A 12,338-nucleotide genomic window follows, 5' to 3' on the forward strand; every position below is an offset into this window, starting at 1 on the left:
ATAATGGATAAATGGAACAATAAAGAGACAATAAGTCATTCAACATTTTTTTCAACTTTCTTGGATAGGACAAAAGATGGAAAAACACGTTTATCATATAGAGCAAAAAGGTGGATAGTAATTATAACTATACATTTACTATTCTTTTTATCTTTCTCTATTGATATTCAAACGCTTGAAGGGACATTAAACGGTTCAAGATTTTTAGGGTTTCACTTAATTGATCCTTTTACTACAATTCAGATGTATCTTGCTGAACATCATATTCATACAAATATAATAATTGGCACAACGACAATTGTAGCTTTTTATTTATTGTTCGGAGGTAGAACTTATTGTGCTTGGGTATGTCCTTATGGAATATTAAGTGAAATTGGAGAAAAAATTCATGATACTTTGGTTCATAAAAGAATAATCAAAAGTAGAAAGTTTGATCATAGAATAAGACATATATTTTGGTTAATATTTGGAATTTTAGCATTTACAAGTGGATATTTAGTATTTGAAACATTTAATGTAGTAGGTATTATGAGTAGGTTCATAGCTTATGGATGGAGTCTTGCTCTTTCTTGGGTTTTTGTTATTTTTTTGATAGAAGTTTTCTTCTCAAGAAGAGCATGGTGTACATATATTTGTCCTATAGGAACTACTTATGGATATATAGGAAAAGTAAGTGCTCTTAGGATTCAATGGAGTGACTCATGTGATCATTGTATGGTTTGTCATGATGTATGTTTTGAAAATCAAGTATTAGAATTAACAAAAGCTAAGTATGATAAAGAAAGAAAAGAAAAAGGCATAAAAACTCAGTATGTGACGGGAGCAGATTGCACCTTGTGTGGCAGATGTATTGATGTATGTCATTCAGATGCATTGAAATTTGATTTTAGATTGAAAGGATTAATGTAAAATGATAAAAATTTCAAATTTAACAAAACAATTTAATTCTCATAAATCTTTAAATAATGTGAATATTGAATTCCAAAAAAATGATCATATAGCTTTAATGGGACCTAACGGAGCGGGTAAAACTACTTTAATACGTTCCATTATGGGATATTATCATCCTACTTCAGGTGAAATTTTAATTAATGGGAAAGATCCAATTAAAAATAGAACAGAGGTTTTAAAGATTATTTCATTTGTTCCTCAACTACCGCCACCAATAAAGTTAAATCTTGATGAATTAATTAAATATATAGAAAGAAGTTCCAATGTTAATAAGGAGTTAATTTTGCATTATGCAAATGAGATGAAATTGGATATAAAAAGTAATTTATATAAATCTTTTTTTAAGTTAAGTGGAGGTATGAAACAAAAAATGTTAATAGCAATTAGCTTAGCAAGAAAAAGTGATATCATAATATATGATGAACCAACTGCAAATCTTGATCCAAAAGCAAGAGATGATTTTTATAGATTATTGAAAGAGGATAAGAATGAAAAAATTTCTCTTTTTGTAACACATAGACTTGAAGAGGTTAAAAAAATTGTAAATAGACAGGTTTACATGGATTTAGGAGAAATTGTTATTAATAAAAAAATAAAGGAAATATTATGAAAAAGAACATTTTAAATACAGGTATATTAGTTGTTCTAATTATGGTTTTTATGGCTTGTGAAAAAAAAGATTCTAATAATCCTCATGAAATGCATTGGGATAGGGATATGTGTGTTAGATGTAAAATGGTTATAAGTAATAGAAAACATGCTGTACAAGTTATTAATCCAGAAAGTAACAAAGTTTATAAATTTGATGATTTAGGGTGTGCTATTAAATGGTTTAGAGAAAATGATATTGGATGGGAAGATAATGCAAAAATTTGGATTACTGATGTAAAAAGTGGGAAATGGATTGATGCAAAAAAAGCATATTATGATACTACTCATAATACACCAATGGCATATGGTTTTTCTGCAAATGAAAAAAAACAATCAATAACTGACAATACTTCTGAGGTACTTGATTTCAATGAGGTGAAAAAAAGAATTTTAGAAAGAAAAAAACAGTAAATATTAAAAATTTTAATGGAGAAAAAATGAAAAATCTTTTTTTAATAGCATATCTTGATTTAAAAGAATCACTTAGAGCAAATTGGTTCATTATTTACTCTTTAGTTTTTGGAGGAATGATAGCTCTTTTTTTTATTGCAGGAGTGACTCAATCACAAGTTATGGGGTTTAGTGGTCTAAGTAGACTTCTTCTTATTTATATACAAGTAACAATTATAATTTTACCGATCTTTATTCTTATTTCAACAGTTAGATCAATCTCTGGGGATAGAGACACTTATATTTTAGAATATATGCTTTCTTTTCCTATTTCTTTAAAACAATATTATTGGGGAAAAATTTTTGGAAGATTTATTACTGTATTCTCTCCTGTATTTTTTGCTATGATAATTGCCGTTATATATGGAAAAATTATTGGTGCTTTAATACCTTGGAATATTTTTTTCTTATATACAGGATTACTTTTTTCCCTTTCTTCCGCATTTTTAGGAATTGCTTTTTTTATTTCTTCTTTTGTTAAAACAAGTGAAGTTGCATTGGGACTTTCATTTTTTATTTGGATTTTTTTATTGGCTTTTATCGACATAGCACTTATATCATTAATGCTACAAAATAGGTTTGATGAGAGTCTTATAATTAGTATTGCATTGTTAAATCCTATGGAAATCTTTAGAGTTGCAGCTATTTCTTTATTTGATCCATCATTAACTGTAATGGGACCGGTTGCTTTTTATATTTTAGACAATTTTGAACAAAAAGTGTTTATTTCTCTTTCTATTTTATACCCATTTGTCTTAGGTCTAATTTTTGCTTTTTGGGGATTTTTTATTTTTTCCAAAAAAGATTTAGTTTAAAGGAGTTTTTATGTTAAAAAAATTGTTGTTTTTTAGTTCATTTTGTTGTTTCTTAATAACATCTGTAGCTAGCGCAAGTGATGTCTCTTTAAAATATGATAATGAGACAAAAGGTTTAGTGAGAAAAATGAAAGTTTATAAGGATCCTTCCTGGGTTAGTAAAGTGATAACAAGTGAGTCTAAAGAGTTTTATTTCTTAAGTCCTAAGTCAATGTTTGAATTTTATTTTAATCCTAAAAAGTGGCCAATTACTAATGTTGAAAATAGAAATAATATAAAAGAAATTATAGTTACGGATTACTTTACTCTTAAACCAATAAGAGCCAGAGAAGCATATTATGTATATGGTAGTAATAAAGTATCTTTAGCTGGAGATGACTTACCTGCTTTTAAATTATATTCACATGCCCAAGAATTTGCAGAAAAAAATAATGGAAAAAGAATTTTTAAATTTAATGAGGTAAAAAAGGCTTTAATAGACTTGCTTAATGGAAATATATAAAATCAATAATTAAACATATCTCAAAATATTTATAAAGTTTGAGATATGTTTATTCTCTCTTTCATAATTTTTTCTGCAAAATACATTTATTTTTTACCTTTTCTTTAAACTCATAATACAACTATATATTTCCAATAAATATTTTTGATTAGAATCAATGATTTTAAGTTTATAAGAAGATAAAATTTTTTGTATATAAACTAATAGGAGTAAGTAATGGAAAAAATAGAAGTTTTAGGTTCAACAGTGGATTTTTATAAAGAAATTAAAAATGGTTTAAGTATTTATTCTTTTGATACAAGTATGTGTGTGCCACCTGATCCAATGGTAAATGCAATGGCTGGATTACAATTATTAGATGAAAATTCACAACTAATAATGATAAATCACAAATCTCCAGCGGGATTATTCCCAAAAATTGAACAAGATTTTAATTTTGTACAAGAATACACATCTGATGGAAAAGTAAAAGTTATATTTACAAAAAAATCTAATGTTAGTAATACAGACTTTTTACAAAATAGTTGTAATGGATAAAAAAGAGAAAAAATGAATATTTCACAGCAGTTTGCTCCTCCATTTAAATTGATATCACCATATCTTTTGATAGGAATATTAATTTTAGTATGTAGTACTTTTTTACTGTTTACAATAGATATTGTAAATCTACATAACCTAAATAGTATCACTCTCTCATGGGTGCACTTATTTTTATTGGGATTTGTGATGATGGTTATTTTTGGTACCATGGCTCAATTAGTACCTGTAGTCCTTGAAGTTGGACATTTTGCAGTTGATTTATATTATATAATCTATCCTTTACTTTTTATAGGAACTTTGTTGATGGTAATTGGATTTCATTATTATCCTAGTTTTTTACTTTTTGGCGGAGTTGTTTCATTTGTTGCATTTTCAATATTTTTGCTTGAAACATTTTTGACTATTTTAAAAGTCAAAAAGCTGAATTTTGTTATTTCAACAGTTTTAATAGCAAATATATTTTTACTTTTTGGTTTAATTATTGGGATACTATTAGCATTTGGATATAGTGGTGAAATTAATATTAATATATATCAGTTTTTAAAAGCTCATGTTTATTTAGTCCTCGTAGGTTATGTAGGAGTCACCATAATGGGAATGTCATTGATTTTATTACCTATGTTTTGGCTTAGTCATAGTTTTTCATGGATATATGTAAAAAATGCTTTAGTTATCTTATGTGTGGGAATATTACTTGTGGTTTTTTCAAGTTTTATTGATATACAGTTTTTTGAATATATAGGTTATTCCTTTACATTTTTGGCACTGCTTTTATATTTTTTTCAAATATTCATAATATATAGAACAAGAGTTAGATTAGAGATTGATATCTATTTCAAAAGTATGATGTTTTCATATATTTGTCTGCTTACGTCAATAATAATGGGAATAATATATATGTTTTATCCTATTCAAACTTTACTATTATCTCTTTCATGGCTTGGTATTTTTGGTTTTATTACTTTTCTAATTACAGGACATCTTTATAAAATAATTCCTTTTTTAGTTTGGTATGAGAGATTTTCACCATATGTTGGAAAAAGAAAAGTTCCCATGTTAGCTGATATGATTCCCGTTAAGAGTGCAAATATGCAATTTTTATTTTCTACTTTTGGAGTAGTTGTGATTTCAATAGGGCTTTTATTTATTAATGAAGTAGTTTATAAAAGTGGAGTCAGTTTATTAAGTGTAGGTGCAATTTTTTTGTTAAAAGATATTTTATATATGATAAGGTTTAAAGAAGATGTATTCTAAAGAAGAAATTTTTAAAGCAGTCTCAACGGTAAATGACCCGGAAGTTGGTTTCAATCTTGTGGAAATGGGACTAATCTACGATGCTATTTGTAATGAGAATATGGAAGTAACGGTAACAATGACACTAAGTACAAAAGCTTGCCCTCTACATCAAATGATTCTGCAATGGGTAGAAGAAGCTATCTTAAAAGAACTTCAAAAAACGAAAAAAGTAATTATTAACTTAGTTTGGGAACCCACTTGGAATATTACAATGGCAACTGATAAAGTAAAGTCAAAACTTAGTACTTTTTAATAAATATTAAAAAGAGGAAAAATGAATTATCCAAATTTTTTTAATGACATAGAAACAATAAAATTAAAAGATGAGTTATCAGAATATTTGGGTGCTTTTGAAAAAGGCATTATTGAATTTAGTTATTTAGATATAGTTAAAAGTTCTGGTCACTCTTGTCCTACTATTGCAGGAGCTTATATTATGACACTTAAAGCTTTAAAAGAATTATATAAAGATGAAATGCCCAAAAGAGGTGAAATTTTTGTAAGTTTTAGAGAAAATTCAAAAGAAGGTGTAACCGGGGTTATTGCAAATGTTGTTACTCAAATAACAGGAGCTACAGAAAGTTTGGGATTTAAAGGATTAAATGGAAAATTTGAAAGATTTGGACTAATGAAATTTAATGAAGATATTACTTTGAGTATAAAATTTCAAAGACTCGACACAAAAAAATTTGTTGAAATAATATATAATCCTGATTTGATTCCTTTGAATCCTAAAATTAATCAATTACACCAAAAAATAAGGCAAAATAGAGCTCTTGAAGAGGAAAAAATTGAATTTGGAAAATTGTGGCAAGAAAGAGTTAATACAATTTTTAAAAATATAGATAAGGTTGTAACAATAATATGACTGAAGAAAAATTTCAAATCGAAGTAGATATTTTAATATTGTGTAAATAAATATGAAAAACACAATGGAGAAGTTTAGTAAAACTTATGAAGTGGGATAAGATTTGAATTAAACAAAATCAAAAATTAAATTTCAAGAGACTCAAAAGAGATAGCAATTATTATAAAATTATTTTAATATTAAATATTAATAGTTTAAATTAAGCTATATTTGTGAATTATTTAATAATGAAGCCACTGAGAATAACAAAGTATTGTGTGAATAAAAGTTGAATAATAAATAAAAATTTAATTAAAAGAGTTAATCAGGAGAGTTTTTCTTGATCTAAGTCTATTTTTTTTATTCAATATTTATATATACTTGTTATATTATACTTTAATAAAGGAAAGAAAATGAGAAAAATATTACTTTTAACTTCAATTCTAACATATGCTGCTTTTGCAAGTCCGTATGCTAGATGTGTTTCATGTCATGGTGCAAATGGAGAAAAAGTTGCATTAGGTAAATCCAAAATTATAAAAGATATGACTAAAGCAGAAATTATTACTGCATTAAAAGGGTATAAAGATGGAAGTTACGGTGGTGCTATGAAAGGTCTTATGAAAGGACAAGTTTCATCTTTATCTGATGTTGATATTGATACAATAGCAAATCAAATTAGCAAATAAGGAATAATCCTTTCAATTTTGTTTATAATGTCTGTATCAAAATTATTAAATTTTTATGTTTAGGTAGTGTAAAACTAACTGTGTAAATCCAAAAATAGAAATTTATTAGATAGAATAAAAAGAGCTATTTAGTAGATTTTATTTGAAGGAATTACAAATATTCTAGAAGCTGAACCGTTTGTTGCTATATCTCTTGCATCACTTCTTCTTTTATTGTTTTTTACAGGGTCTAAAACTAATCCCATTCTATCTAGTTCTGCACAAACTATTTCTCTGATTAGCGAGGTATTTTCACCAATACCCCTGTAAAATATAAAGCATCGACTCTGTCAAATGCAGCAACATAAGAACTTACGGATTCTTTAATATTGTAAGCAACTATTTGAACCGCCAACCTACATCTGACATCACCTTCTTGCATACATATAAGCATAATCAGGCATTGTTTCAATAACTTTCGGAGTTACCATTACAGAAGTAGAAAACTCTCAAAAGTTCAAAAACCTGTTTGGAAAAAAGAGGGTAACTTTTAAAAAGTTGCCTCTTCTTTTATATATTATGATATACTTCGCAAAATTAATAGTAAATAATCTAAAGTTATCTTCGTTTTATCTAAATTATAAATAGTTTTTTAATTAACCTAGCATATCCTCATTTTAAATTACTAAAATTATTCAAAGGTAATTAATGTCATTTTCACATTTAGGATTAAATCCTAACATTTTAAAAGCAATAAAAGAGCAGGGGTATGTAAATCCTACTCCGATCCAAAAACAAGCTATTCCAATCGTTTTAGAAAAGAACGATATTTTAGCTGCTGCTCAAACAGGTACAGGGAAAACAGCTGCATTTACACTTCCCTTATTGGAAATAATGAGTACTCAACAAAATAAAGGAGAAAAGAAGCATCACATTAAAGCTTTGATTCTGACTCCAACAAGAGAATTAGCTTCACAAGTTAGTGAAAATATTCAATCGTATTGTAAATATCTTCCTTTTAAAACAGCCGTTATTTTTGGTGGAGTGGGGATAAATCCACAAAAAGCAATTTTGAAAAGAGGTGTCGATATAGTTATCTCAACTCCTGGAAGATTGCTTGACCATATTTCTCAGAAAACAATAAATTTATCAAAGGTTGATTTTTTAGTTCTTGATGAAGCAGATAGAATGCTTGACATGGGATTTATCAATGATATAAAAAAAGTTATAAACTGTCTTCCCAAAAAGAGACAAACACTTCTTTTTTCTGCGACTTTTTCAAATGAGATTAAGCTGTTATCTAAATCATTTCTAAGTAATCCGAAACTTGTAGAAGTTGCTAGAAATAATAGTTTGACAAAACAGGTTTCTCATGTTGTACATTATGTAAAAAAAGATATAAAAAGAGAACTTTTAGTCTCTTTGGTGCATAAAAAAAATTTAAATCAAGTTTTAGTTTTTACTAGAACAAAACACGGTGCAAACAGATTATGCGAATTTTTAAATAAAAACGGTATATCTTCACTTGCCATTCATGGAAATAAATCTCAAAATGCGAGAACAAAAGCTTTAAAAGATTTTAAATCAAAAGAGATAAATATTCTAGTTGCAACTGATATTGCTGCCCGTGGACTTGATATTGAAGAACTTCCTTATGTTATAAATTTTGAATTACCGAATGTTCCTCAGGATTATGTTCATAGAATAGGAAGAACAGGAAGAGCAGGAAATATCGGAGAAGCTATCTCTTTGGTTTGTGATGAAGAGTCGAAATTTTTAAAAGATATAGAAAAACTTATAAAAGTTACGATACCTGTAAAAGCTATAGAAGGATTTACTCTTTCAAAATTAAGATATGTAGAGAATAAAACTACTCCTAAAAATTCAAGAAGAAAACGTAGTAGAAAAACTGAAGTAAGTAGTAATAATAAAACCACTTCTAGAAGACGAAATCAAAGTATAAAAAGATAAGAGAAAATTCCCTTATCCTTTTATTAGCATTTTGTACCTGATACTACTTTATAAGTATCATTTGCAATAACATACTCTTCATTTGTAGGAATTACAAATATTCTAGAAGCTGAACCGTTTGTTGCTATATCTCTTGCGTCACTTCTTCTTTTATTGTTTTTTACAGGGTCTAAAACTAATCCCATTCCATCTAGTCCTGCACAAACTATTTCTCTGATTAGCGAGGCATTTTCACCTATACCTCCAGTAAAACATAAAGCATCGACTCCGTCAAGTGCAGCAACATAAGAACCTACATATTTTTTAATATTGTAAGCAACCATTTGAACTGCCAATCTACATCTGTCATCACCTTCTTGCATACCTTCTAAGATCTCTCTTAAATCAGAAGATTTACCTGAAATTCCCAAGATTCCCGATTTTTTATTCATAACATCTAAGGCTTCATCAATAGTCATACCCTCTTGACTCATCATAAATTGTAAGGCACCGGCTCCAACATCACCGCTTCTTGTTCCCATCATAAGGCCTTGAATCGGAGTTAGTCCCATTGAGGTATCTATACATTTACCATTATATACAGCTGAAACAGAAGAACCGTTTCCTAAGTGGCAAACAATAATTCTTGTATTTCTTTTTTTATCTAACATACCTCTTGCTTCGTTTGAAACATAATAGTGGCTTGTACCGTGAAAACCGTATTTCCTAATACCGTGTTTAGTATATTGGTCATAAGGCAGAGCATACATATAAGCATAATCAGGCATTGTTTGATGAAATGCAGTATCAAACACAGCTACGTTAGGTTTCCCCGGCATTAATTCTTGACAAATTTCCATACCTAAGATATTTGCGGGATTGTGTAACGGAGCAAGAGGAATTAATCTTTTCATAGTTTCAATAACTTTTGGAGTTACCATTACAGAACTAGAGAACTCTTCTCCTCCATGTACGGCTCTGTGTCCGATGGCATCAATATCGTTGATTGAATCAATAACTTTTCCTTCACCTGCTGTTAAAGCTGATAATACAGATTCTATTGCCTCTTTATGAGTAGGCATATCAATCTCTTCTACTAGTTTTTTGCCCTCACCGTATTCATGTTTTAATACTCCATCGATACCTATTCTTTCACAAATTCCTGAAGCAAATACTTTTTTAATAATTGGATTCATTAATTGATATTTTAATGATGAACTTCCTGCGTTTAAAATAAATACTAACATGTCTTTTCCCTCTTCTTTTAATATAATTTAATTATTTTTGCGTTGCAGTAATAGCAACTAAATTAGCGATGTCCTCAACAGAGCAACCACGAGATAAGTCGTTAACAGGTTTAGCTAAACCTTGAACAACAGGACCGTGGGCATGAGCACCTGCAAATCTTTGAACAAGTTTATATCCAATGTTTCCAGATTGTAAATCAGGGAAAACTAAAATATTAGCATGACCTGCAACCTTAGAATCAGGAGCTTTTTTAGCACCTATTGCTTCAACAATAGCAGCATCTGCTTGCATTTCACCGTCAAATGCGAAATCAACATTTCTCTCAGCTAAAATGTCAACGGCAAATTGAACTTTGTCAACAAGTGGATGCTTAGCACTGCCTTTTGTAGAGAAAGATAACATAGCAACTTTAGGGTCAATTCCAACAACACTTTTAGCAGTAGCAGCAGTAGCACAAGCAATGTCGGCTAACTGTTCCGCATTAGGTTCAGGGATAACGGCACAGTCAGCAAAAAGAAGAAGACCGTTTTCTCCGAATTTTCCGTCAATAGTTTCCATGATAAACGCTGAAGATACAGTGTTTATACCAGGAGCAGTTTTAATAACCTGAATAGCAGCTCTTAAAACATCTGCAGTAGGAGAGTTAGAACCTGCGACAAGACCGTCGGCATCAGCTAATCTAACCATCATACAACCAAAAAATCTAGGTTCGGTAGTCATAATTTTAGTAGCTTCTTCTCTTGATAGACCTTTGGCTTTTCTAAGCTCAACTAATTCATCAATATATTTTTCAATATCTTTAAATGATTTAGGGTTAATAATAGTAGCACCGTCAATATTTGCACCGCAAGATTTAGCATCGTTTTTAATAGTATCTTCGTCACCGATTAAAACGATGTTTGCAGTTTTTTCTTCAAGAACCATAGCAGCAGCTTTCAATACTCTTTCGTCTTCCGATTCCGGGAGAACTATAGTTTTTAATTCTTTTTTAGCATTCTCTTTAATATTCTCAATTAAACCCATTCATGCTTCCTTTCTTTCTATGAAATATCACTTTTGATTATAATATGCTAGAATAGCAAAAAAATAGCAATTGCAAAAAAGGGTAAAATTTTTTAGGATATAATTTTTTTTGTGTATTTTCGGAAGGAATTTTTATAAGTGTAATAAGAGTCTTAAAAAAGACTCTTATTTTTAATCGGCAAACTCTCTAACAACATCATATGTATCATGTGCGATTACATACTCTTCATTTGTAGGAATTACGAATATTCGTGCAGCTGAACTGTTTGTTGCAATATCTCTTGCATTATGTTTTTTCTTATTATTCTTAATCGGGTCTAAAACAAGTCCCATTCCATCAAGTCCTGTACAAACTATTTCTCTAATAAGAGCGGAATTTTCACCGATACCTCCTGTAAAACATAAAGCATCGACTCCGTCAAGTGCAGCAACATAAGAACCTACATATTTTTTAATATTGTAAGCAACCATATCAACTGCTAATCTGCATCTTTCATCTCCTTGCTGCATACCTTCTAATACTTCTCTCAAATCAGAAGATTTACCTGAGATTCCCAAGATTCCGGATTTTTTATTCATGATGTTAGTAACTTGGTCTATATCAAGTCCTTCTTGTTTCATCATATATCTAATTGCTCCAACTCCTACGTCTCCTGCTCTTGTTCCCATCATAAGACCTTGAACGGGAGTTAATCCCATTGAAGTATCAATAGATTTTCCGTTTAATACAGCAGTAACAGAAGAACCGTTTCCTAAGTGACAAACAATAATTCTTGTATTTCTTTTTTTATCTAACATGCTTCTTGCTTCGTTTGAAACATAATAGTGGCTTGTACCGTGAAAACCGTATTTTCTAATTTTATATTTTTTATATTGGTCATAAGGCAGAGCATACATATAAGCATAATCAGGCATTGTTTGATGAAATACCGTATCAAACACTGCAACATTTGGTTTATCAGGCATTAACTCCTGACAAATTTTTATTCCCATAATATTTGCCGGATTATGAAGAGGTGCCAACGGAATAAGCTCTTCTATTTTCTCAATTACACTGTCATCGACTAATGTAGATTTTTTAAAAGCTTCTCCTCCGTGGGCAACTCTGTGTCCGATAGCTTGAATATCGTCAATAGAATCAATAACTTTGCCTTCTCCACTTGTTAATGTTCTAAGAACTAATTCAATTGCTTCTTTATGTGTCGGTAAATTTGCATCAAGTTTAAGTTCCCTATCCTCAAACTCATGTCTTAAGATACCGTCTATTCCAATTCTCTCACAAATTCCACTAGCCAAAACCTCCTTTGTCACAGGATTCATCAACTGATATTTAAGCGATGAGCTTCCTGCGTTTAAAATAAATACTAACATGTCTTTTCCCTCTTTTAGTCTATTTT

Annotated in this window: 16 protein-coding genes; 11 read left to right on the plus strand and 5 right to left on the minus strand. The window is 29.5% G+C overall.

From position 1 onward, the window contains the following. Positions 1-3 precede the first annotated feature (3 nt). The 10 genes from AANAER_RS03370 (at position 4) to AANAER_RS03415 (ending at position 6,741) form a co-directional block, all read left to right on the plus strand. Positions 4-909, plus strand: coding sequence for a NapH/MauN family ferredoxin-type protein (locus tag AANAER_RS03370; RefSeq protein ID WP_044416010.1), 906 nt, complete (start codon positions 4-6; stop codon positions 907-909). Between the two features lies 1 nt (position 910). Continuing rightward, positions 911-1,561: an ABC transporter ATP-binding protein gene (locus tag AANAER_RS03375; protein WP_129082411.1), complete on the plus strand. Its 651-nt coding sequence runs from the start codon at positions 911-913 to the stop codon at positions 1,559-1,561. Beyond that, entirely contained in the window at positions 1,558-2,013 is a 456-nt protein-coding gene (locus AANAER_RS03380; protein WP_044416006.1) for a nitrous oxide reductase accessory protein NosL, read from the plus strand. The genes AANAER_RS03375 and AANAER_RS03380 overlap by 4 nt, the downstream gene beginning before the upstream one ends. Positions 2,014-2,039: 26 nt before the next feature. Further along, complete coding sequence (locus tag AANAER_RS03385; protein ID WP_129082412.1) at positions 2,040-2,867, plus strand: ABC transporter permease; 828 nt, start codon at positions 2,040-2,042, stop codon at positions 2,865-2,867. Between the two features lie 10 nt (positions 2,868-2,877). After that, positions 2,878-3,369 (plus strand): nitrous oxide reductase accessory protein NosL, encoded by a 492-nt coding sequence (locus tag AANAER_RS03390; protein WP_044416003.1) that lies wholly within the window; start codon positions 2,878-2,880, stop codon positions 3,367-3,369. Between the two features lie 216 nt (positions 3,370-3,585). Next, the gene (locus AANAER_RS03395; protein ID WP_129082413.1) at positions 3,586-3,906 is read left to right on the plus strand and encodes a hypothetical protein; all 321 of its coding nucleotides are present in this window, start codon (positions 3,586-3,588) and stop codon (positions 3,904-3,906) included. 189 nt (positions 3,907-4,095) lie between these two features. Beyond that, complete coding sequence (locus tag AANAER_RS03400) at positions 4,096-5,163, plus strand: hypothetical protein (RefSeq protein ID WP_228714775.1); 1,068 nt, start codon at positions 4,096-4,098, stop codon at positions 5,161-5,163. Then, positions 5,153-5,458 carry a metal-sulfur cluster assembly factor gene (locus tag AANAER_RS03405; RefSeq protein WP_044415998.1) on the plus strand — a complete coding sequence of 102 codons (306 nt, stop codon included), beginning with the start codon at positions 5,153-5,155 and terminating at the stop codon, positions 5,456-5,458. The genes AANAER_RS03400 and AANAER_RS03405 overlap by 11 nt, the downstream gene beginning before the upstream one ends. A gap of 21 nt (positions 5,459-5,479) precedes the next feature. After that, positions 5,480-6,073 carry an FmdE family protein gene (locus AANAER_RS03410; RefSeq protein WP_129082415.1) on the plus strand — a complete coding sequence of 198 codons (594 nt, stop codon included), beginning with the start codon at positions 5,480-5,482 and terminating at the stop codon, positions 6,071-6,073. A gap of 392 nt (positions 6,074-6,465) precedes the next feature. Continuing rightward, entirely contained in the window at positions 6,466-6,741 is a 276-nt protein-coding gene (locus tag AANAER_RS03415; protein WP_129082416.1) for a c-type cytochrome, read from the plus strand. A 128-nt stretch (positions 6,742-6,869) separates the two neighbouring features. On the opposite strand, the gene AANAER_RS15065 is transcribed toward AANAER_RS03415, so the two are convergent. After that, positions 6,870-7,055: a hypothetical protein gene (locus AANAER_RS15065; RefSeq protein ID WP_228711165.1), complete on the minus strand. Its 186-nt coding sequence runs from the start codon at positions 7,053-7,055 to the stop codon at positions 6,870-6,872. Continuing rightward, the gene (locus AANAER_RS15070) at positions 7,019-7,174 is read right to left on the minus strand and encodes a hypothetical protein (protein WP_228714776.1); all 156 of its coding nucleotides are present in this window, start codon (positions 7,172-7,174) and stop codon (positions 7,019-7,021) included. Before AANAER_RS15070 ends, AANAER_RS15065 begins: the two co-directional genes overlap by 37 nt. A gap of 254 nt (positions 7,175-7,428) precedes the next feature. On the opposite strand from AANAER_RS15070, the gene AANAER_RS03425 reads away from it, so the two are divergent. Continuing rightward, positions 7,429-8,691 carry a DEAD/DEAH box helicase gene (locus tag AANAER_RS03425; protein WP_129082417.1) on the plus strand — a complete coding sequence of 421 codons (1,263 nt, stop codon included), beginning with the start codon at positions 7,429-7,431 and terminating at the stop codon, positions 8,689-8,691. 23 nt (positions 8,692-8,714) lie between these two features. Here AANAER_RS03425 and AANAER_RS03430 read toward each other — a convergent pair whose 3' ends face one another. The 3 genes from AANAER_RS03430 to AANAER_RS03440 form a co-directional block, all read right to left on the minus strand. Continuing rightward, a complete protein-coding gene (locus AANAER_RS03430; protein WP_044415991.1) occupies positions 8,715-9,917 on the minus strand; it encodes an acetate/propionate family kinase in 1,203 nt (400 codons plus the stop codon). 31 nt (positions 9,918-9,948) lie between these two features. After that, complete coding sequence (gene pta / locus AANAER_RS03435) at positions 9,949-10,941, minus strand: phosphate acetyltransferase (protein WP_140544037.1); 993 nt, start codon at positions 10,939-10,941, stop codon at positions 9,949-9,951. Positions 10,942-11,112: 171 nt separating this feature from the next. After that, on the minus strand, positions 11,113-12,312 hold the full coding sequence (locus AANAER_RS03440) for an acetate/propionate family kinase (RefSeq protein WP_044415987.1): 1,200 nt from the start codon (positions 12,310-12,312) through the stop codon (positions 11,113-11,115). Between the last annotated feature and the right edge of the window lie 26 nt (positions 12,313-12,338).

It is taken from the genome of Halarcobacter anaerophilus, assembly GCF_006459125.1.
GTDB lineage: Bacteria > Campylobacterota > Campylobacteria > Campylobacterales > Arcobacteraceae > Halarcobacter > Halarcobacter anaerophilus.